Below are 21289 nucleotides of genomic sequence, written 5' to 3'. Positions count from 1 at the left end.
GGATCTTGGCTCTAGTGCTCCAGCCCTGTTCCCAGCGATCGCCCTCGCGTTGCTGCGCAAGCCGGTCTCAAGCGAGCGCCGCGGAGGCCCGGCGGAAACCACGTAGCTCCAGGGAGGTGGCCGGATGATTGATCGGTCGGCCGCGCTTTCGAGACCTGCGGGATAGGCCGTTGCTGTGCGGGGCCTCCGTGTCACGGGAGTAGACGTAGCCGCGACGTTGGCAGGATCGAGGGCCTCGTCGTCGCTGTTGGCCCGGCATATCGCGAACTGCCAGACGCGGGAGGGCACGGGCTAACCGGAACCTGCCAGCGGGATCTGGAGACTCATCGTGCCTTTCAGGTCCAACCAGGCCTTATCCGGTCCCCGGACGAGGCGCAGCACCACCCCGTCGCAGCCCGGACATCGGGCGACCAGTCCGGGTGCGCGCTGGTAGACGCGGAGCGTAGCGACCGGGCCGGTGCGCCCGCAGCCCATGCAACGCTCGACGGCCGCTGTGACATCGACCGCGAAAACCTCCGCGAAAGGCCCGGCCAGGGCGTTGCCGTCTACGTGCTGCTCGGTGTTCGGCTGTGTCATGTCATCCTCCACTCGGGCCGAACCTCTCGGTCTTGATGTGCCCAGGTGCGTGGCCCAGCGCCACGAGGATGTTGGCGGCCGTTTCGACAAAACCCGTGGGGCCGCAGACGAAACAGCTCGGTTCGAACTCCGGTGGCCAGCCACCGCGGTTGATGTCCGCGATCCCGATCCTTCCGAGTTTCCCGGTCCAACCCTGTGGCGCCGATCGCGTGTACACGTAGGTCACGTCCAGGCCGTCGTCCCCACGCGTCGGCTGAGCCAGCTCCCGGGCGTAATACACCTCCGCAGGCGAGCGGACCGAGTAGAGCAAGCGAAACGGTGTACGACTGCGGGCCGCGCGACGCGCCCGCACCATCGCCATCAACGGCACGATGCCCGATCCTCCCGCGATCAGCAGCACCGGCTCGGTCTCTGCCGGGCGCCATACGAACCAGCCACCGAGGGGTCCGCGCACCTCCACCAGGTCTCCTACCGAGTACACCTCGGTCAGGTACGGAGACACCTCGCCATCGGGTACCCGTTGCACCGTCAGCTCCAGCCGATCACCGTCCGCTGGGGCGGCCAGTGAATAGCTGCGCTGCGCGCTGTAACCATCAGCGGCGGTGAGCCGGAGATCGACGTGCTGCCCGGCCGAATGCCCCGGCCAGCCCGTTGCGTCCAGCACCAGCGTGCGTGCCGTGGGCGTCTCGTCGCGGTAGTCGACCAGACGCGCGACCCGCCAGCTCAGTCGGCCGGTCAGTCGCCCTGATACCGCTGCTCGCGCCACGGGTCACCGTAATCGTGATAGCCGATGGTCTCCCAAAATCCGGGTTCGTCCTCCAGCAGCAGCCGCATGCCGTGCACCCACTTCGCCGATTTCCAGAAGTACAGATGCGGCACGAGCAACCTGGCCGGACCTCCATGCTCGGGTGGAAGATCGGTACCGTCGTACTCGTAGACGATCCACGCCTGGTCATCGAGCAGATCCTCCAACGGCAGGTTCGTCGTGTACCCACCGTAGGAGTCCACCAGCGCGAAATCTGCCGCCGTGTCCACCTCGGCCAGTAGCGTCTCCAGCGACACGCCCCTCCAGGTCGTGCCCAGCTTCGACCACTTGGTGACGCAGTGGATGTCCACTTTCGGCGTCTCCCTGGGCAGCTTCCGAAACTGCGGCCACGACCAGCGATGGACCTGCCCGGTCTCCGTCGTGATCACGAACTCCCACTCATCCAGCGGAACCCGCGGCGTCGGGCCCGCGGACAACACGGGGAAATCCTCGATCAGGTACTGGCCTGGCGGTAAGTGTGGCCCGGCCGTACGCCGCCGCCCCTGAAAACCAGGCGACACGATACCCATCGCAGTCCCTCCCCAGCACGGCTCACGAACCAGCACCATCCGTTGATCGGGCACACCGAGCAAAACGCGGTCGGTAGTCGCTCAACATGTCGAGATCCCATCAGCATTGGCACCCGCCAACATGCTGGCCACGGTCAAAGCACGGAAGAGCCGAAAGGCCCCAACACCCAAGACGGTCAGTCGTCGGGCCAGGCCTCGGAGAAGGGCGTAGTCGTGCGGTTGTCCACGTCGAGGGCCATGCCAACCGGATGGACGGCAGCTTGCGGGACTGGGCAGCAAGTGCCGTTGCAGCGCCGAGTTCGGTGAGGAAGGCGTGATTCTCGGCCGCCGCCGGTGGTCAGGTGGGCGGGTGGCCTTCGAGTGGATTGGCGGCGATCCGCCCGGCGACGTTCTTGTCGACCGATGCGGCGGCGGCACTGCCCGGCTTACGCCTCGCCTGGTCGTGGAAGTGCGCCAGGAACTCCGTGCCGAATCCCAGCCGGGGATAGCGGAGGAGCAACTCCGCCCTCACCTCCGGTGAGAACTCCTCGGGCCGCCGCCCGACCACCTCCCAGCTGGTGGCGATCTGCAGCAGGTGGGCTTCGGGATCAGCGGCCGGGGACACGTCGGCGCGCATGTGCAACACGATGATCTCCTCGACCCGGGCCGCGCGTTCCGCCGGCCAGCCGGCCGCAATGCCGAAGACCCAGGCCAGATGCCCACCCGCGTTCTCGAACGGCAGCATGTGGCTGTCGAACGCCTCCGTGAGCCCGATGTCGTGGAGCACCGCCGAGACGTAGTACAGCTCGTTGTCATACGCGATCCCGTGCGCTGTGCCGTACATCTGTCCCCACAGGTAGGAGCGGACGCAGTGGTTGAGCAGCGCGGGCGAGTAGTGGCGAGTTGCCACGGACAGCGCAGCCGCCGCGGCGGGCGTCTCCGGGAACATGAGCTCAGGGTTTCCCACCGAACCCAACCCAAACCACGACCAAAGACGCCACACGACGGCAGGCAACTGCCGTTTGCATCTTCAACCCACGCTGACCACGACCAATGACAGCGCAAGCTGTGCTCGGTCTTGTGGCCTGATAGTTCCGAGCGAGGGACCCGGTTCGCTGGGGTCGTATTGCCCTGGGCGGACCTGCGGTACTTGCCTACCCTACTGGGGAAGTGGTCCGTGGGGCGAAGTGATCGTCATGCCGAGTATGCGCGCGGTTCGGGCGCAAACCCGCGGGGGGGGGGGGGGCGAGGGGCTGCCTCGTTTCCCTGACGAGAACGAAAAACGAGACGACGGGGGAACGCTCGCGAGCAGGTGCGCTCGCTCGATCCCCTCCCAGCAAGGACTGTCATGCAAGCCATCACTGTTCGAGACCGAGACGCCGGTATCGCAGGGCTGTCCCAGACGGACCTGCCTTACCCGCTCGCGGCCCAGAACGACGTCATCGTGCGGGTGCATGCCGCGGGTTTCACCCCCGGGGAACTGGACTGGTCGACCACGTGGACCGATCGCGCGGGCCGTGACAGGACACCGAGCGTGCCCGGCCACGAGCTGTCGGGTGTCGTCGTCGAACTGGGATACGGCACCACCGGCTTGAGTGTTGGCCAGCGGGTGTTCGGACTGACCGACTGGGCCCGCAACGGCTCGCTCGCCGAGTACGCCGCGGTGGAGGCCCGCAACCTCGCACCGCTGCCGGCGGAGGTTGACCACACGGTGGCGGCCGCGCTGCCGATCTCCGGACTGACTGCCTGGCAGGGCTTGTTCGACCACGGCCGCCTGGTCACTGGCCAGACCGTCCTGATCCACGGCGCTGGGGGCGGTGTGGGGTCGATCGCGGTGCAGCTCGCCCGCGAAGTCGGCGCCCGCGTTATCGGGACCGGCCGGAGCTCCCACCGGGACCAGGCGCTCGCGCTCGGCGTGGCCACCTTCTTCGACCTTCAGACTGAGAAGCTGGAGGGCGTCGGCGAGGTCGACGTCGTGTTTGACGTGATCGGCGGAGACATTCTCGCCCGCTCGGCCGCCCTGGTGCGCCCCGGCGGCACGCTCGTCACCATCGCCATGCCGCCCCAGGTCCAGCCCACGGACGGGAGGGCCGTCTTCTTCGTCGTCGAACCCGACCGCGCCCGGCTCGCCGACCTCGTCACGCGGCTGAGGGACGGACGGCTGAAGCCGGTCGTCGGCGCCGTACGGCCGCTCGCCGAAGCACCCGCCGCATTCGCCGCCGGCGAGCGCATCCCGGGCAAGACGATCATCCGCGTCGCCGAAGACTGAACAGGATGCCCCTCATGATCGGAATGCGCATTGCCGGTGGCTTCCTGGCCGTTGCCACGCTGGCCGGGGCCTGCACCGCGCCGGACCAGCTCGGCGCCGCCACGGCTCCGAGGGCCAGCACGGCATCGCAGCCACCCACCGAAACCCTGACCCCCCTGCTCCAGCAGCCCCTTCCGAATGTTCAGGGCAAGACTTTCACCTCAGCGATCGTCGACTTCCCGCCCGGTGCCCGCGCGGCGCCGCACCGGCACGGCGAGGCTTTCGTCTACGCCTACGTCCTCGAAGGCAGCGTGCGCAGCGCGCTCGACGACAAGCCCGTCGGCACGTACCGCCAAGGCGAGAACTGGGTCGAGCCGCCAGGCACCCACCACGTCCTCACGGAGAACACCAGCCAGACGGACCGGGCCAGGCTCTTGGTCGTCTTCGTCTCCAACACCGGAGACCCTCTCAAGGTCAACGACGCCCACCCGTAACCGGGGCGCGCAGCGGGCGGCAACGTCAACGCACGTCTCACCGCCCCTGCCCGCCGGCCACCACGACACGCCTGAATTGAAGCTCACGGCGCAGGCCACAAAACACCTCAGCGATGGCCCCGGCCGACGGCTTGAAGTAGCGACGGACGTTATCCGGCTTCTTGCAACGCGATTTTTCCAAGAATTTGGAGGATGTCTCATGTGGATTGATCGTCATGTGTCGTGATCGGTTGTTGTGGCTGATGATCTGTCGCGACGGTTGGTGCCGGACGAACTGTGGAAGTTGACCGAACCATTGATTCCGCAGTTCAGCCGCCGTCGCCAGGGCGGAGGAACGGCGCCGGTGGACGACCGTGCGGTGTTCACCGCGATCGTGTTCGTGCTGACCAGTGGATGCGCCTGGCGACTGCTGCCACCGTCCGTCGGTGTCACCGTGCCGACTGCGCATCGCCGGTTCACAGAGTGGGCCAAGGCTGGGCTGTGGCCCAGGCGCGGTGCTGGACGAGCTGGGCAGCCAGGCGCTGATCGACTGGTCTCGCGCGTAGCCGATGGTGCGTCCGTGCGGGCGAAGGGGGGAATCCATGACCGCGGTGTCGGACGGGGAGGGAGCTTGCGGCTGGGGTCAAGGGCTCGGGAGATCGAGCGGGCTGCCTGGGCGAAGTTCAAGACCACCCGCTCAGCACAGGATCGGCGGACCGCTGCTGCCCATGTCCCACGGTGGCGGTTCACTCCGCCTGGGTGACGATCACCTCCTCCTGCGGTTCCACTGTGGACGTTGAGTGGGGGATCCAGGTCCATGTGGTGATCGCGGCGGCCGCGAACACGGCCGCGACGAGGAGCATCGCCCACGGCGTGTGCGCGTGCGGGTCGGTGTGGAACCCCTGCAGCAGGAACGTGTACAACACGAGCATCCCGTAGAGACCGAAGTTGTAGGCCAGGGCGGCCAGCAGGCCCGCCCGGGCGGGCCGGACCGCCAGCAGCGACGGCGGCAGCATCGGTGCCCCGTCCGCGCGCTCCTTGCGCCGCTGCACGGCGGCGAATCCGGCCAGCAGGACCAGCCCGGCGGTCAGTGCGCCGAGTACGCCCGGCAAGGTCCAGCCCACCCGGCTCACCTCGACCAGTGCTGCCGTCAGTGTGCCGAGTCCCACCACGGCCAGTACCTGCCCGGCGATGTCGAAGCGGTGTGCCTGCCCGGCGGGCGCGGGCACGAACGGGTGCACCAGGGCAAGCGCGAGGAGGACCATCGGGACGTTGATCAGGAACAGCGTGCGCCACCCGAGGGTGTCGATGAGCAGCCCGCTGACGACCGGCCCGGCGGCGAAGGCCGCCCCGGATACCCCGGCCCACGCCCCCAGCGCGCGGGCGCGGTGCCGCTCCGGGTGCAGGTGGCTGATCAGCGCCAACGATCCCGGGGCCAGTAGTGCCGCCCCGATGACCTGGATCGCCCGGGCGGCGACGAGTTCCCCGGTTTCCCCAGCCAGTCCGCAGGCCACCGAGGCCAGGCCGAACATCCACAGTCCGATCAGGAACACCCGGCGCACCCCGAAGCGGGTGCCCAGTGATCCGCCGGTGAGCAGCAACGCGGCGAATGTCAGCGTGTAACCGTCCAGCACCCACAGAGCCGCGTCCGGGCCGCCGCCGAGCTGTCGTTGGATTGTCGGTAGCGCCACGTTGAGCACGTTGGCTCCAGCACCACCAGCGCCGCCGCCAGGCACAGCCCTACCAGCCCCAGCACCGGGTGACGACCGCCGTCAAAGGTTCGATGATATTCGTAGCTCATGCGCGAATCGTGCGACACACCGGCAGATTCACTTGTTAGCCGCTGCACGGTGGCGTCGGGCGATGCGGGCCAGGCGCGCAACGATCTGCTCGATGTCGCTGTGGCTGGTGCGGTAGTTGGTGACGCACGCGCGCATGCCGTGCTGGCCGTTGAGGTGTGCTGGGCCCAGGAGCGCGGTGCCCTCATCGACAAGGGTGGCCAGCGCTGCGTTGTGCTCGGCTTCAGTGGCGTCGTTGATCCGGAAGCAGACGGCGGTAAGCGATACGGGTGCCATGAGCTCCAGGTCCCGTTCGGCCTCGATGAGATCGGCCATATACCGGGCGAGGTCGAGCATGCGGTCCATTACGGACCGGAAGGCTCCGATGCCAAACGTCTGCAGAGCGCTCCAGATCTTCAGGGCCTTGAATCCGCGCGACAGCTGGGGGCCGTAGTCCATGTAGTCGACCATCACCGGATCCTCCTCGACCGTCAGGTATGACGCGGAAAACGCGTAAGCGTCTGTGAGGCTGGTGCGGTCCCGCACCAGCAGACAACCCGCCTCCAAGGGGGCGAACAACAGCTTGTGCGGATCGATGGCAATGGAGTTCGCGCGGCAACACGCCTGAAACGCCTCACGCTTGCGTTCGGAGAGCACGAACAGCCCGCCGAATGCGCCGTCGAGGTGCAGCCACAAATCCTGGCGTTCGCACACATCCGCGATGTCTGCGATCGGATCGATGGAACCGCTGGTGACCGTTCCGGGGGTGGCCACGACGCAGAACGGCTCTCGCCCGGCGTCCCGATCGGCGCGGATCGCCTTCTCGAGGACGTCGACGCGCATGCGATACCGGTCATCAGTGGCGATACGGCGGACGTTGTTCAGGCCGATGCCCAGAATCGCTGCGGCCTTGTCGACACACCGGTGCGCTTCAGCAGAGGTGTACACCACCAGCGTCGGGTCGACTGTCTGCAGACCCTCCTCACGAAAGCGGGGGCGCCGGGCGTGCAGGGCCGTGGTCAGCGCGTTGAGGGTGGCGATGGACCCTCCTCCGGTGAGAATCCCGCCCGCCTGCTCGCCGTAGCCGAACAGTCCAGCAAGCCACGCGACCACGGCCCGCTCGACCACGCTTGCCGCCGGTGAGAGCTGCCAGAAGTTGCAGTTCTGGTTGATGGTGGCGGCGATCGCCTCGGCGTAAGGCGCGATGCCATTGGGCGGGCCGAGTACGTAGGCCAGGAACCGCGGGTGGGCCACCGTGGTCGAGTTCGGAAGGATCTTCTGGTTGATCTCACGGAACAGTCCCTCGACCCCGATGCCCTCCTCCGGCAGCGGCGTCGTCAGCATGTCGGCGAGGACCTCGCGGTCCAAGGCCGGAACGAGGGGTCGCTGGGGGATCGAGCGCTCGTAGTCGTCGAAGAACTCGGTCAGCAGCCGACCGGCCCTCATTCGCTCCTCGTCGTTCAGGCTCAGCGCCGGAGTGTCAGGCATCAGCGCCTCCTCGCATGTGGGTAGAGGACTTCCTGGCTGGGCACACTAGCCAGATCGTCAGGACACGCGATGCCAAAGATGCTCATGATTGGAGCTTGTGTAGCATTTTATGCTGTGGACAAGACAGATCGAGCAATTCTTGCGCACCTGATGGAGGACGGACGGCTCGCCAACACCGAGCTGGCGGACCTCGTGGGCCTGTCACCCTCCCCGTGCCTGCGCCGGGTACGCCAGCTTGAGAGCAGCGGCGTGATCACCGGTTACCACGCCGCGGTCGACCCGGCCGCCGTCGGGCGCGGATTCCATGTACTGCTGCACGTCGAGATGGGCCTCCAGGACCGAGCGACCATCGAGGCATTCGAAGCCGCAGTCGCCGAGATCGACGAGGTGGTGCACTGCCAGCGGATGTTCGGACACCCCGACTACCTGCTGTGGATCGCGGTCCCTGACCTTCAGTCCTATGAGCGGGTGTACATGACCAAGCTCACCGGCCTGCCCGGGGTGGCAAGGACCAACTCCCAGTTCGCCATGAAGACGATCAAGAGCGCGCCGGGTCTTCCCGTGCCCGCCTAAACCTCCGCGCAGGGCGGCGTCGACGATCGGCATCCGATCTCCGCCACGCCGGAACCGACACGGCACCTCCCTGCAGGCATGAACGGTGGCCAGCGGTATAGAGCCCCTCTCGGAGTCGATGAAGGCCACCGGACGACCGCTACCCCTGGCCGACCGGCAGGCGCGCAACAGCCCATTCCGCAAGTTCTGATATCCGAGGTTACCAGTACACCTGGCCCGCGGTGCGGGCTAAGCACGAGTCGAACCTGCGGTTCGTTCTGGACTTTTCCAGCCGTGCTGCTCGCGAGTGCGCCTTTGACCTGTTGATCAACATACCGGGCATGTCCGCGACGTGCACTATCCCCGGCTCCGAGCTCGGATCTATCGGCGGAGCGACGCTATGCCGCGAGCGGTTGCAATGAACTGATTTTGGACGACGTCCGCTTTTGCCGAGTTGAGGATATTCGTGACGCAGTGATCACCGGCGATTCACGGACCGCGCTACCGACCTCGCGGTGTCGACGAAGCAGTGGCCGCCGCGCGAACCGTGACCGAGCCAGTGGAAGGCTCACATGGACTGGGTGAGTCGGTTGTCATAGGCGGAGCGGGCCGTGTGGATGCGGGTGGCGTTGGTTCGGGACCAGTCGGCGATCGCGGCGGTCAAGGTGCCGGCCTCGACGCCGAGTTCGGTGAGGGCGTACTCGACGCGCGGCGGGATGGTCGGGTAGATGGTGCGGCTGACCAGCCCGTCGCGTTCGAGGTTGCGCAGCGCCTGGGTGAGGGACTTCTGGGTGACGCCCTCGATGCGGCGGCGCAGCTCCGTGAAGCGCAGCGGCCGCCCGTGACGCCGCAGCAGTCCGAGGATGTAGAGCGACCACTTGTTGGCCAGCACGTCCAGCACCGTCCGTGACGGGCAGTCTTCCGAGTACACGTAGTCAGCCTCGGTATCCATCAGGTACCTATATACCTGAATGGTGCCCACTTCACAATTGATACCGAGGCGCGCAAGATCGACCTAGCGACCACAACGCACTGCCGACGTGCGGCGTTCGCCATGCATCGCTTGCTCAACCCCACCTCTCCCAAGGAGAAAACATGATCTTGGTTACCGGCGCGACCGGCACGGTCGGCTCGGAAGCCGTTCGGCTGCTCGCCGCGCGGCACCATCCCACGCGGGCGCTGGTCCGTGACCCCTCCCGACTGCCGCGCAGCGATGTCCAGATCGTCATCGGCGACTTCGATCGGCCGGACACCCTCGACGCGGCGATGCGCGGCGTCGACACCGTCCTGCTGGTCACCCCGTCCGTGCCGGCTCAGGAGATCGCGGTCATCGACAGCGCAGTGCGTCAGGGCGTGACACACATTGTCAAGATCACCAACCACAAGGCGTCCCACGATTCCCCGGTCAACCGGCGCCGAGACCACGCGCGGATCGAGGCACACCTCAGATCCAGCGGCCTGGCCTACACACTGCTCGCGCCGAACCTCTACATGCAGAACGTTCTCGCCCTCGCGGCGTCGATCAAACAGACGCGAGGCTTGTGGAACGCGGCCGGAGACGGCCAGTTCGGGATGATCGACGCCCGGGACGTCGCGGCCACCGCGGCGACGATCGTCACCCGGCCCACGGACCACGCCGGCCACACCTACCTGCTGACCGGTCCTGACCTGGTCACCTTCACCGATGTCGCGAAGGAACTGTCCGACGCACTGGGATACACCGTCGAGTACCACCCGGTCTCTCCCGGCGAGCACCGGGCGTCGATGATCCGCGCCGGCATCGCCGAGACAGTCGCGGCCTCCAACGCCCAGGTGTTCGATCTGATTTCCAGGGGTGATGCGGCGTGGCTGTCCAACGACGTGGCATCGATCACCGGCACCCCGCCGCGCAGCCTGTCCACCTTCATCGCCGACCACATCAGCGCTTTCACCTGAGGTCCCTGGCGTCGGGTTGTGGCCGGCGCCGCGACGCTTGCGCCAGTTCGGCCCGCGCCGTCAGATCGTGCGATCGCAACAACGGCCTGCACTCGGCGGTTTTCGAAGGTCCTCTCATGCCGCCGAGCGGTCGTTCGGTCCCTGTTCCGCGCTGCCCACTAAGCGGCCGTATGTCCGGCACCGTGAGCAGGACCGCGTCACCGCAAACGATGAAGTTGAGCCTCCGGCGGCAGAAAGGAGGTGCTACATCTTCAACGATGCCGCGCCGATGGCAAGCGCCAGGAGCGCGAGAGGCATGTGCGGGGACTTTCCTGTCTGACTGCGTCTGAGCCTTGCAGGCGTAGACAATAATTGCAGACGCGGCCTATTTCAATGGACGCCTACTGTGATGCGGCATATAGTTGTAGACGCCTCATATGAGTGCGAGCCGGTATCACAGCTGTAGTGACAGGAGGTGCTCGTGGGAATCGCCGACGATGCCGTCGAGGTGCGTGCTCGCGGCTGGCGCACGCTCGCCGCGTTGCACGGGATGCTTGATGCCGCGATGGAGAAAGCGCTCCAGGCCGAGCATGGTCTGTCGGTCGTGGAGTACACGGTGCTCGACGCGCTCGGCCGGCAGGACGGCTGGCACATGCGCATGCAGCAGCTCGCCCGCGCCACGGCGCTCAGCGGCAGCGCGACGACGCGACTGGTCAGCCGGCTGGAGGACCGCGAGCTGCTGACCCGTGTTCTTTGCAAAGAGGACCGGCGGGGGATCTACACCGAGCTCACTGATGCGGGCCGGGCTCTGCTGGAGCGGGCCCGCCCGACTCACGACGCGGCGTTGGAAGCGGCGCTCGCTGCCGCGGAGCAGACCCCGGAACTCGCCCCGCTGGTCGAGGCGCTGCACGGGCTGACGCAGGTCCCAGCGCTGCAACGCTGAAGTGGTGCCGGCCGGCGGGCGGGGCGGTTCCCGCCGGCCGGCACGTGTCATGCGGTTTTGGACTTCGCGCCCTGCAGGATGTTGAGCGCTTCGATCAGGTGCACGCGGAACCGCTCGTGGTTCTCGCTCATCGGGAAGTGCCCGATCTCCGGCATCTCGATGAAGGTGCCGTTCTTGATCTGGGCGGCTGTTCGCGCGCTGTCGGCGGGCGTGGTGAGGTAGTCGTACTCACCGGTGAGCATCACGACGGGGCACTGGTCGCCATCGATCTCGCCGAGCTTGTCCCGCAGGTCGTGGTCGACCGAGTAGAAGTGCAGGTCGCCCTTGAACGACTCGGATCCCTGGGAGTAGTAGAACCAGGTCTTCCAGCGGTCGGCCTCGGGTGACTGCGGCGCCATCAGGTCCCACACGCCGCTGGCGCAGACCTGCGCGGCGTTGGCGTGCGGGTGCTGCCACCAGTCGAGGTAGAAGCCAGGGGAGTAGTCGGCGCCTTCGACCGAGAGCACACCGGCGAAGCGGTCCGGGCGCCGCAGTGCCAGCTGCAGTGCGATGTTGCCGCCGAACGACGAGCCCATGAAGATCGGGTCCTCGAGTTCGAGGGCGTCGCACAGGGCGATGATGAAGTTGGCGTAGTGGTCGGCGGTGAGCTTGTACTCCTCCTTCCACCACTCGACGTTCTCCGGCGGGTCGGACTTGCCGTGGCGGGGCAGGTCGTAGGCGATCACGCGGTAGTTGGCGGTGATCTCCTCGTCCTCCAGCAGATCGCGCCACTGGTGGTTGTGGCAGCCCGCGGTGTGCTGGCAGACCAGCGGCTGCCCGGTGCCGTTCTCGAGGTAGAACACCTTGTACTTGAGGCCGTCCACCTCGATGGTGACGTAGCGGCCGGTCACGGGCGAGATGTTGCTCATGCCGATGTCCTTCCTCAGACGGGGGCGCCGATGGTGCGCAGCAGCTCGATCTGCCGGGTGATGCAGCGCAGGTTCTGCATGAGGACGAGGACATCGCCCTCCAGCTTCATGTCGCGCCGGAAGGTCGCCGACCAGATGCCGTGGCACATCGGCGGCGGCACCGGCTCGCCGAAGCCGCGCCACGTCTCGACGCCCGCGCGGATCGCGAACTGGTACGGCACGTCCAGCGGACCGGGATCGACGGCGACGTCCACGACGCGTCCGGACTCGACCTTGACCACGAACTGGTGTTCGGTGGCGTCGAGCAGGTACGAGCAGGTGAAGTACTTGCCGTGGGCCTGGATCTCCGGGTCGTCGTTGCTGGCGGAGGCGAACGCCTCGGCCCACGACGCCGCTGCCGATGGGGAGCGGGTAACCGCGGCCATCGTCGGGCTCCTCTCTGAGCGGGACAGGTGCGGCCGTCGTCACTGCGACGGCTCTCGTTGATACGACTACGCAACGTGGCTGCGCGTCCAATACCTGTTGCCCACCGTTCGATAGACCAGAAGAATTGGTCGCCTGGTCGGGCGGCACTTATCATCCCTGCGTGGCGGAACTTCCGGAGCTTCGCGTGCTGCGTTATTTCGTCGCCGTCGCCGAGGAGCTGCATTTCGGGCGGGCGGCCGCACGCTTGCACATCAGCCAGCCGTCGCTGAGCGTGCAGATCCGAAAGTTGGAGCACGTGCTCGGCGCTCGTCTGCTGGAGCGCACGAGTCGCAGCGTCGAGCTGACCCCGGCCGGCCTGGTGCTGCTCGCCGAGGCACGTCGTCTGCTGGTCAGCGCCGAACGCCTCACGTCGGCCACCCGCGAGGCGGCCAACGGTCACCTGGGTTCGCTGATCGTCGGCTTCCAGAGCAACGCCGCCGCCGAGCTCACCCCGAAGATCCTCGCGGCGTTCCAGACCCGTTACCCGCACGTGCAGGTCGAAATGCGCTCGCACGACTTCAGCGACCCGTACGTGGGGCTGGGCAACGGCAGCGTCGACGTCGCCTTCGTCCGCCCGCCGGTGCTCATGCAGAGCTGGCTTTCGGTGGAAACGCTCTTCGTCGAGCCGCGGGTGCTCGTCACGTCGAGCGAGTCGCCGCTCGCCGAGTACGAGAAGCTGACCGTTGAGGACGTGGCGGACGAGCCGTTCGTCGGGCGCCGGGCTCCCGAGTACTGGCGGGACTTCTGGCTCGCGTCGGAGTGCCGCGGACCGCACCCGGTTCGCCTGGGCGCCGAGGTCAGCAGCGTCGACGAGTGCTTCGAGGCCATCCTGTCCCGCCGTGGTGTCGCCTTCACGCAGGCATCGACCCAGCGGTTCTACGGACGTCCCGGCCTGTCGTTCGTCCCGGTCGAAGACCTGCCGCCGTCCCCGCTGGCCATCGCGTGGCGCAACGACATGGACGCGCGACCCGTCCACGACTTCGTCGAGACGGCCCGCCTGCTGGCCGGTCTGGACATCGTCCCCTCGGCGTCCCGCGCAGGCGTCGACCAGCTCCTCCGAGATGCTCGGGCGTCGACTGGCAGTCACGCGTCCTAGCGGGACGGTCTGGGACAGCAGGTGCGCACAGGCTTCAGCCGGCGAAGCCGTCCTCGGGGCGCCGGGTTGGTGCTGTCCGGGGTCGTTGCAGCAGGCGACCTGGGTGCCATCGGAGCGCCGGAAACGGTCCGGCCCATCCCTTTCGTGCCACGGCGCCTGCTCTGAGGTGGCGACCTGCCAGAGTATTGCGGACGCCACTGTAGCTGTGTTTGCAAGTATAGCGCGTCTGCAACTATTGTTGACGCACGTAAGGTGCTCGCGCAGTGCTGCTCTTCACCTCAAAGGATGCTCGTCATGTCGCTCGCGCTGCTGGCCCTGGCCATTGGGGCATTCGGAATCGGCACCACGGAATTCGTGATCATGGGGCTGCTGCCCCAAGTCGGCGCGGATCTCGGCGTGTCCGTGCCGACGGCCGGCTTCCTGGTCACCGGCTACGCCCTCGGCGTCATGATCGGCGCGCCGATCATGACCGTGCTCGGCACCCGGATCTCCCGCAAGAACATGCTCATGCTGCTCATGGGCCTGTTCATCCTCGGCAACGTCATCTCCGCCGTCGCCCCGGTCTTCGCCGTCATGCTGATCGGCCGAGTGGTGGCCTCGCTGGCCCACGGCACCTTCTTCGGCATCGGCGCCGTCGTCGCCGCCGAACTGGTGGCGCCGGAGAAGAAGGCCGGCGCCATCTCCATGATGTTCACCGGCCTGACCGTGGCCAACGTCGTCGGCGTGCCCCTGGGCACCTTCATGGGTCAAAGCGCCGGCTGGCGCATGACCTTCCTGATCGTCGCCGCACTCGGCGTGCTCGGCCTGGCCGGCGTCGCCAAGCTGGTGCCCGACATGCCCAAGCCGGAAGGCGTGCAGTTGCGGCACGAGCTCACCGGCTTCAAGAACGCCCAGGTCGTTCTCGCCATGGCCATGACGGTCCTCGGCTTCGGCGGCGTGTTCGCGGCGATCACCTACATCGCACCGATGATGACCGAGGTCAGCGGCTTCGCCGAATCCTCCGTCACCTGGCTGATGGTGGTTTTCGGGCTGGGCATGGTGGCAGGCAACCTCGTCGGCGGCCGTTTCGCGGACCGCAAGCTACTCATCTCCGGTGAAACCAGCACTGCCAAGGCGTACACCGCTCTGCAGCTGAACGCGCCGACGGCCGACCTGGCCGATCTGGTCAAGCCGGACGGCCCCTTCCACTCCCTGCCCACCGCGCTGAACAAGCCGCTGCTGTTCATCGCCGGCGGCATGCCGATCCACCGCGACGGACAGCTCATCGGCGCCCTCGGCCTCGGCGGTGGCGCTCCCGAGCAGGACCACTCCTTCGCCCAGACCGCCCTCCAAGCGCTCTGATCGACCTCGTACGCGGGACTAGGGTGGCTGGTCACCCCCGCTCCGTTCTCCTGTCAGGCAGCGAAGAAGAAAGGATCTCCGATGAAGGCGATCGTCCTCGACGAGTACGGGGGGCCGGACGCGCTTCGGCTGACCGACCTCCCGGACCCTAAGGTGGCGCCGGGCGAGGTGCTGATCCGGGTGAAGGCCGCCGGTGTCAACCCGGTGGACTGGAAGCTCGGGGCGGGAAACCTCGACGGCTTCATGGACACCCACTTTCCGCTGATCCCGGGCTGGGACGTGGCCGGGGTGGTCGAGCGGGTGGGCTTCGACGTCGAGGAGTACGTGCCCGGCGATGAGGTGTTCGGCTACATCCGCAAGGATGCCGTCCAGTTCGGTGGCTACGCCGAGCTGGTCTCCGCGCACGTGCGCATGCTGGCCCGCAAGCCTGCCGCGCTGTCTTGGGAGCAGGCCGCGGGCGTTCCCCTCGCCGGGCTGACGGCGTACCAGGCGATCGAGCGGGTCGGGGTCGACTCCGGCGACACCGTCCTGGTGCACGCCGCGGCGGGTGGCGTCGGCTCGTTCGGCGTCCAGATCGCCGTGGCACGTGGTGCCCGCGTGATCGGCACGGCCAGCGAGCGCAACCACGACTTCCTGCGGCAGCTGGGTGCGGAGCCGGTGACCTACGGCGCCGGGCTCGCCGACCGGGTGGCCGAGCTGGCCCCCGAAGGCATCGACGCGGCGCTGGACTTCGTCGGCGGGGACGCGGTGGAGGTGTCGCTGCGGGTCCTCGACAAGCCGGAACGGCTCGCCTCCATCGCCAACCCGGAGGCCGCGGCGAAGGGCGGCCACTACGTGTGGGTCCGTCCCGACCCGGCAGACCTCGCGGCCCTCGCCGACTTGGCCGACCGCGGTGCGCTGGCCGTGCACGTGGACAAGGTGCTCCCGCTCGAAGAAGCGGCAGAGGCATGGCGGCTGAACCGCGGCGGGCACACGCGCGGCAAGCTCGTGCTCTCCGTGGACGGGAGCTGAAGCACTGCGAGTAGTTCCTGCGGCCGGTCCCATATCCGGGGCCGGCCGCAGGTGATCAGGCGGGGTCGGTGCGGGCCGGTGGCCGGGGTGGGACCCGCCCACCGGCTGGGCGGTCTGGTCAGGGCAGGATCGAGTCGACGTAGCCGCCGTCCACGCGGACTGCTCCGCCGGTTGTGGCCGAGGCCAGCGGTGAGGCGAGGTAGACGACCATGTTGGCGATCTCCTCGGGCTCGATGAGCCGCTGCAGGAGCGACTGCGGCCGGTGGGCGCGCATGAACTCGCGCTGCGCTTGGTCCCAGGGCAGGGACCGGTCGACGAGCTGGTAGACGAAGTCCTCGACGCCGCCAGTGTGGGTCGGTCCGGCGATGACCGAGTTGACCGTGACCCCGGTGCCCGCGGCGGCTTTCGCGAACCCGCGGGAAGCGGCGAGCAGCGCGGTCTTGCTAGTGCCGTAGTGGATCATCTCCTCGGGGATGACCACGGCGGAGTCGGACTGATCACCCAGCTCGTAGACGGTGGCGCCGGACTGGTAGCCCTCGATCAGTTGCTGCACCTGGTCGTCGGGGAGTCGCCGGGTGCGGCCGGGCTTTGCCCGCTTCGGTGTCGGTTGGGACGGTGTAGCCAGGTCGGGCAGCTTCATTTGCAGTGTTTCCAGGGTGCTGACCTGGGCTTTTGTGTTCGAGTAAGCTCCCCCAACCTCACCTCAACGTCGTGAGGCCCGGGACGTGATCAACTCCGGACGCTCGCGTGCCGGCATCGAGCGCGGCACCACCGCGGGAACAGCAGCCTCAGCCACGGCCACCACCCCCGATGACAGGGGCGGGGCCAGAGGACACGACAAGACGGCGGGTGCTCAGCACCTCGCCGCCTCGTCGACCAGAAAACCAACCGTGTACTCGTGGGAGGGATCCCACCCACTGGTGTCGGAGGGGGATTTGCGCACTATCCACCCGCATCCCTCTGCCGGAACCGGAGTGACAACTCGTCCCGCGGTTGCCCCGCGCGGAACCGCCTCCCCAGGCACGTCCGTTGCTGGAACGTCTTGGTGGAACGGGCCGGAACCCAGTCGGGAATCGGGAAAACGCCGATGCGGCCGAGTGGGCGCGGGCCCGGCGACGAGCCCGCGCCCACCCGTCGCGGAGACGGTTCACCCCTCGCTCACCGGGCGAAACCGGGTCTCAGCGGAGGGTGCGTCTCTCCCTGGTGCGTTCGCAGCCACAAGAAGCCGTGTCCCTATGCACCGGTGCTCCGCACCTGGATCTCGTCCAGACGCGCAGCCAGGTCCTCCCGGTCGTATTGGACGAACGCGTTCCGCAACTTCGAAACCACCCGGAACCGCACCGCTTCGTCGGTCGATCCCAGCAGATCGTCCAGGAGCTGTCCGGCTGAATCCGCTCGTTCCTCCGGGGCCAGCACGACGCGCAGTTCTCGGAAGGTGCGGGCCACCTCGACCACGTGCTCGGGTTTGTCCTGGTTGTCGAGGAACCACGACGCGGTTGCGCGCAACGGGTCGAGAAGCAACGAACGCATCCGTTCCTCTTGGTGCCAACGTTCGTGACTCCGCCACGACAGCACCGCCTGCTGGCATTGTGCCTTCTCGCGTTCCGCGACTGCGGCGGCGAGATCGGCATCAGCTTCCACTGATGAGCACTGGCCGCGCGCGTAAACGTCCGTTCCTCCGACTCCACGCCACGCCAGCAGCGCGGCGTTGAGCTCGGCTCGCAACCGTTCGGCTGCGGTCAGCGCGCGCAGCCTGCTGATCTCCTCGGCTCGGTGGACGATCCCGGTCCAAGCGATGTCGTGCAGCGAGGGTGGAGCGGGTGCGTTCCCACCCCACCTCGCTTCGAACGAGATGGTCGCGTTGAAGTGCAGCGGCTCATCGATGCTGGGCAGCGACACGTTGCACGTGGTGGTGCCGGAGCGGGCTGGAACCGGCTCCTCCACGGCGAGACCAGCCCTCCCGGAGACCACCTCCTCTCGCGCTGCTCCCGAGAGGAGGTCACCCAACATCCGCCGCCAGCGGGACTCGGTCACGACGGCTCCTCCCGCGACCAGGCGTGATCGACTTCATCCAACCGCGTGCACAGCAGGTGCACCACTTCGGTCAGCGGATCGTCCGCGAGCGCCCCCAGGGCCGACGAGGCTTGACCCACCGCGACGACGCGCAGGAGGTAGGCGATGGTGAACGGGTTGGAGTCCGTCGCGCGGACGAGGGATTCCACCATGCTGTTTCGCTCATCCCGCCCCACCTGCGCCGCCGTCCGGAGCCAGCTCCGCACGGCCGAGCAGCTGTCCTCCGGCGGCATGGTGGCGAGTGCTCGTCGCCAGAACGACGTCGCCGCATCTGCCTCGACCTCCTCGTTGAGCTCTTCCAACACCGCAGAGACGCCGTCCGACAGGAGGCGCAGGCGTGCCGGGGGTGCTGAATCGAACCACTCCGACACATAGCGCAGGAAGCGGGACGCACCGAGTTGGTTGCCGATCTGCCGCAGCGCGTTCCGGACTGCTTCGCGCACGTGCGCGTTGTCCGCGTTCGCCAGGTGCTTGAGCCGGGTCAAGGCGACTCGCGGGAACGACTGCCCTATACCAGCGCAGACCTCTGCGGTCATCAACTGGAGATCAGCGTTACCTCGCCGCGACCACTCCCAGAGCTTCCCGCGGACGCTCCTGCCGAGGCTGGGGTCGATGCCGGTGGCGGTGAGCAGACGCACGGCGATGGACCGGCGGTAGCGGTCGGAGGGGCTGTTGGACGTGGTAGTTCTGTCCGAAGCGCCGGCCGTGGTCTTCGCCCACTGCTGCGCCAGTTTGATCGCGATGCCCGCGCCTCCCGCACCGGCCAACTCGGCGGACCGATCGGCGATCTGGTCGAGCTCGTCGCTGTCCAGATCGCGGACCTTGGCGGGGAGCTCACCGATCCAGTCCAGCATCGGAGCGCGGAGGTCAGGATGTTCCCGCCAGAAGTGGCCTAGAACCCGCGCCCCGAAGCCCGGGGGCCGGAACCAGCGGGTGTCGCAGTCGAAGTGCTCGAACTGCTCGTCGGCCAGTTGGCCCAGCCTGGCGTGCGGGCTCAATTGCAGCAGGGGGACCGGCCTTTCGGCGTTGAGCCCGTTGCGCGCGAGCATCTGGTCGGACGCCTCCACGATGTGCTCGGGTGGGGCGCCCTCCAGGACGGACGCGGCCAGCAGGAGGGCGAGCCATTCCGGCTTCCCGCTCTCCTGCTTGTCGCGGATCTGCTTGCGAAGAGCCGGTGTTCGGCTGTGCAACTCGTCGTCCAGGAGATCACGCAGAACGCGATCCGGGTCCTCATCTCGGTCGCTGCGGTCCGAAACAGCATCCGCGATTTCTTTCACCTTCGGCGGCCACAGGCGTTCCAGGCTCTGGGCCGCGCTGGTACGCGCGACGAGCGCGTCCGGATCGATTCCCCTGACGTGGCACGCGAAGACCGCGGCCGAGCTGGGCTTGCCCAGCACGTGGACCCTGCCGGGGAAGTGCTCCTCGAACGCGCGCGTCATCCCGGGCGGGATGATCAGCACCAGGTAGCTCGAATGGCGTTCGAGCGCTTCGGTGAACCCGACCAGATCCTGCCGCACGCCCCGAACATCCACGTCGTCGCTTTCGCGGAGGTCGACGAGCACAGCGGCTGGATCGTCTTCGACCAGCAGCGCGTCGGCGTGCAACCGGAATCCCTCGTCGCTGAGCTCTTCGCGGACCACGAGCTGAGGATTCCGCTGCTGCAGCTCGAATCCGAGTCGTTGGGCGGCGGCGAACTGGCCGCAGTCGCGGCCCTCCGCGCCGATCAGCACGACCCTGCGGCGCTGCAGGATCTGGAAAGCGGTTTCGCGCTCGTCCTCGGCCGCTTCCACGAGCAGACCTGGCGGTGGTACGTAGTTGTCCGCCAGCCGCTGCAGGGCCTCCCGATCTTGGAGTCCACGCCCCGTGCGCGCCTGAACACGCGCCGCGGACGAGATCTGCGCGACGAACTCCTCGTCCGCGAGCACGATGGACTCGTGCTTGTAATTGATCACGGTCTTGTGGTGCGACTGGTCGAGGTCGTTGCCCACCCGGAGGGCGCCGTTACCGGACACTGCAGTCGTCGGTGGGGGAGCGGCGTCTTCCGCGCGCGACGCGCCTTCGGGAACGGAGACTGCTGCGGGCGGATCGAGGATGGCGTAAGCGTCGACGTCGTAAGCTTCCACGGTTTTCATCCCCCGGCCACGTCGCTGCCGCGGCGACCGCTCGACGGTCCGAAGTTGGAGTCGCCTTGCGTGTTGAACTGACCGGAGAACTCCTGCTTGTGCGAGGACTGGTCGACGCCGTGACCGATCGAAACCGACCCGTTGCCGCCCGCCACGACACCACCGCTGACCCCGTGCACCTGGTTGTCCTGGACACCGCCTTCCACGTGGGCGGCCTGCACAGCCACTCCCGCATTTCCGGGGAGCGCGTTGAACGTTCCCGCGTCGACGCCAGCCTCGGGGGCACCTGAGCTCGCCGAATCGCGGCTCGTCGGCTGTGACTGCAGCAGGCCTGCGCTGAGCAGCTCACCGGACGGTGCGGGCACGCGCAAGTAACCAGTCCCCGCGTACTCCTTGGCCTCGACCCGCAAGGGTGCCTCGACGAATTCGCTCGGCCTCCGGGTGGACTGCCCCGCCTCCACGACGTGCTCCATGACCGCTCGGGAGAGCACGGATGCCACGAGCGTGACGTCCGGATCCGAGCGGTCGAGCAGCGATCGAACGGGTTCCGCGTCCACCATGCGGCCGGCGTCGACCATGACCTTGCCGGAGGGGGAGTCGGCCAACAGCGCGTTGAACGACTGCACCGGCCCGAGGTGCAGGCTGGCGCGCAAGCGGAGTTCAACGCCGACCGACCGGAACTCACCTGTGCGGCGGCGCAGCTCCGCCTGCAGGGAATCGAAGAACCGGTCGACCACAGCGGCTGCTAGGTCCGGGTGGAACCCGAGGAGGTAGCCGTCGCCGCGGAACGCGCGGAACCGGCGCCCGTGCCACAGCTCGGCGAAGCCGGCGCGACTCGCGGCCCGCTGGAGGACATCGGGCAACAGCTCCTCCGCGATCATCCGCTGCTGGACGTCGTCGTGCCTGCTGAAGTGCCGGACGTCCACCGCGAGCATTCCCTGGTACTCGCCGATCGGGCGGTCGCTGACAGGCAGTTCCTGATCCAC

The 21289-nt window shown here is 67.6% G+C and carries 20 protein-coding genes and 2 pseudogenes; 9 read left to right on the top strand and 13 right to left on the bottom strand.

The genetic code is table 11. From position 1 onward, the window contains the following. Positions 1-291: 291 nt before the first annotated feature. The 4 genes from NV263_RS17125 to NV263_RS17110 all read right to left on the bottom strand — a co-directional run bounded on the left by NV263_RS17125 (position 292) and on the right by NV263_RS17110 (position 2839). Complete coding sequence (locus NV263_RS17125) at positions 292-576, bottom strand: DUF6510 family protein (RefSeq protein WP_263247311.1); 285 nt, start codon at positions 574-576, stop codon at positions 292-294. 1 nt (position 577) lies between these two features. Continuing rightward, positions 578-1342 carry a ferredoxin reductase gene (locus NV263_RS17120; protein WP_263247309.1) on the bottom strand — a complete coding sequence of 255 codons (765 nt, stop codon included), beginning with the start codon at positions 1340-1342 and terminating at the stop codon, positions 578-580. Further along, complete coding sequence (locus NV263_RS17115) at positions 1312-1911, bottom strand: molybdopterin-dependent oxidoreductase (RefSeq protein WP_263247307.1); 600 nt, start codon at positions 1909-1911, stop codon at positions 1312-1314. Before NV263_RS17115 ends, NV263_RS17120 begins: the two co-directional genes overlap by 31 nt. Positions 1912-2248: 337 nt before the next feature. Then, positions 2249-2839, bottom strand: a complete 591-nt coding sequence (locus NV263_RS17110; protein ID WP_263247306.1) for an HD domain-containing protein — start codon at positions 2837-2839, stop codon at positions 2249-2251. 399 nt (positions 2840-3238) lie between these two features. Here NV263_RS17110 and NV263_RS17105 point away from each other — a divergent pair, with 399 nt between their 5' ends. The 3 genes and pseudogenes from NV263_RS17105 to NV263_RS17095 form a co-directional block, all read left to right on the top strand. Beyond that, positions 3239-4159 carry an NADP-dependent oxidoreductase gene (locus tag NV263_RS17105; RefSeq protein ID WP_263247305.1) on the top strand — a complete coding sequence of 307 codons (921 nt, stop codon included), beginning with the start codon at positions 3239-3241 and terminating at the stop codon, positions 4157-4159. A 14-nt stretch (positions 4160-4173) separates the two neighbouring features. Further along, positions 4174-4632 carry a cupin domain-containing protein gene (locus NV263_RS17100; RefSeq protein WP_263247304.1) on the top strand — a complete coding sequence of 153 codons (459 nt, stop codon included), beginning with the start codon at positions 4174-4176 and terminating at the stop codon, positions 4630-4632. Positions 4633-4867: 235 nt separating this feature from the next. Then, positions 4868-5210 (top strand): annotated as a pseudogene (locus NV263_RS17095) (transposase); the annotation flags it as partial. A gap of 147 nt (positions 5211-5357) precedes the next feature. Here the strand turns inward: NV263_RS17095 and NV263_RS17090 are convergent. Further along, positions 5358-6347: an MFS transporter gene (locus NV263_RS17090; protein ID WP_263247303.1), complete on the bottom strand. Its 990-nt coding sequence runs from the start codon at positions 6345-6347 to the stop codon at positions 5358-5360. A gap of 93 nt (positions 6348-6440) precedes the next feature. Further along, entirely contained in the window at positions 6441-7877 is a 1437-nt protein-coding gene (locus NV263_RS17085) for a pyridoxal phosphate-dependent decarboxylase family protein (RefSeq protein WP_263247302.1), read from the bottom strand. 114 nt (positions 7878-7991) lie between these two features. Between NV263_RS17085 and NV263_RS17080 the strand changes: the two genes are divergently transcribed. Beyond that, positions 7992-8450 carry an Lrp/AsnC family transcriptional regulator gene (locus tag NV263_RS17080; protein ID WP_263247301.1) on the top strand — a complete coding sequence of 153 codons (459 nt, stop codon included), beginning with the start codon at positions 7992-7994 and terminating at the stop codon, positions 8448-8450. A 547-nt stretch (positions 8451-8997) separates the two neighbouring features. On the opposite strand, the gene NV263_RS17075 is transcribed toward NV263_RS17080, so the two are convergent. Beyond that, positions 8998-9381, bottom strand: coding sequence for a winged helix-turn-helix transcriptional regulator (locus NV263_RS17075; RefSeq protein ID WP_263247300.1), 384 nt, complete (start codon positions 9379-9381; stop codon positions 8998-9000). Between the two features lie 143 nt (positions 9382-9524). Here NV263_RS17075 and NV263_RS17070 point away from each other — a divergent pair, with 143 nt between their 5' ends. Further along, positions 9525-10364 (top strand): SDR family oxidoreductase, encoded by an 840-nt coding sequence (locus NV263_RS17070; protein WP_263247299.1) that lies wholly within the window; start codon positions 9525-9527, stop codon positions 10362-10364. Positions 10365-10824: 460 nt separating this feature from the next. Beyond that, positions 10825-11286, top strand: a complete 462-nt coding sequence (locus tag NV263_RS17065) for a MarR family winged helix-turn-helix transcriptional regulator (RefSeq protein ID WP_263247298.1) — start codon at positions 10825-10827, stop codon at positions 11284-11286. 47 nt (positions 11287-11333) lie between these two features. Here NV263_RS17065 and NV263_RS17060 read toward each other — a convergent pair whose 3' ends face one another. Both NV263_RS17060 and NV263_RS17055 read right to left on the bottom strand, forming a co-directional pair. Continuing rightward, positions 11334-12194 carry an alpha/beta fold hydrolase gene (locus tag NV263_RS17060; RefSeq protein ID WP_263247297.1) on the bottom strand — a complete coding sequence of 287 codons (861 nt, stop codon included), beginning with the start codon at positions 12192-12194 and terminating at the stop codon, positions 11334-11336. A 14-nt stretch (positions 12195-12208) separates the two neighbouring features. Next, positions 12209-12619, bottom strand: a complete 411-nt coding sequence (locus NV263_RS17055) for a hypothetical protein (RefSeq protein WP_263247296.1) — start codon at positions 12617-12619, stop codon at positions 12209-12211. Between the two features lie 161 nt (positions 12620-12780). Here NV263_RS17055 and NV263_RS17050 point away from each other — a divergent pair, with 161 nt between their 5' ends. The 3 genes from NV263_RS17050 to NV263_RS17040 all read left to right on the top strand — a co-directional run bounded on the left by NV263_RS17050 (position 12781) and on the right by NV263_RS17040 (position 16107). Next, entirely contained in the window at positions 12781-13755 is a 975-nt protein-coding gene (locus tag NV263_RS17050; RefSeq protein WP_263247295.1) for a LysR family transcriptional regulator, read from the top strand. A 294-nt stretch (positions 13756-14049) separates the two neighbouring features. Next, positions 14050-15096, top strand: a complete 1047-nt coding sequence (locus tag NV263_RS17045) for an MFS transporter (protein WP_263247294.1) — start codon at positions 14050-14052, stop codon at positions 15094-15096. An 81-nt stretch (positions 15097-15177) separates the two neighbouring features. Then, a complete protein-coding gene (locus NV263_RS17040; RefSeq protein ID WP_263247293.1) occupies positions 15178-16107 on the top strand; it encodes an NADP-dependent oxidoreductase in 930 nt (309 codons plus the stop codon). 118 nt (positions 16108-16225) lie between these two features. On the opposite strand, the pseudogene NV263_RS17035 reads toward NV263_RS17040, so the two are convergent. From NV263_RS17035 to NV263_RS17020, 4 genes and pseudogenes are all read right to left on the bottom strand, one after another. Further along, positions 16226-16600 (bottom strand): annotated as a pseudogene (locus NV263_RS17035) (SDR family NAD(P)-dependent oxidoreductase); the annotation flags it as partial. A gap of 740 nt (positions 16601-17340) precedes the next feature. Beyond that, the gene (locus NV263_RS17030; protein WP_263247292.1) at positions 17341-18141 is read right to left on the bottom strand and encodes a hypothetical protein; all 801 of its coding nucleotides are present in this window, start codon (positions 18139-18141) and stop codon (positions 17341-17343) included. Continuing rightward, complete coding sequence (locus tag NV263_RS17025) at positions 18138-20303, bottom strand: hypothetical protein (RefSeq protein WP_263247291.1); 2166 nt, start codon at positions 20301-20303, stop codon at positions 18138-18140. Before NV263_RS17025 ends, NV263_RS17030 begins: the two co-directional genes overlap by 4 nt. Positions 20304-20308: 5 nt before the next feature. Further along, complete coding sequence (locus NV263_RS17020; protein WP_263247290.1) at positions 20309-21289, bottom strand: hypothetical protein; 981 nt, start codon at positions 21287-21289, stop codon at positions 20309-20311.

The organism is Saccharopolyspora rosea, from assembly GCF_025643595.1.
Classification (GTDB): Bacteria; Actinomycetota; Actinomycetes; order Mycobacteriales; family Pseudonocardiaceae; genus Saccharopolyspora; species Saccharopolyspora rosea.
Note: the sequence above shows the minus strand (reverse complement) of the source record. Positions and strands in the feature narration are given on the sequence as shown.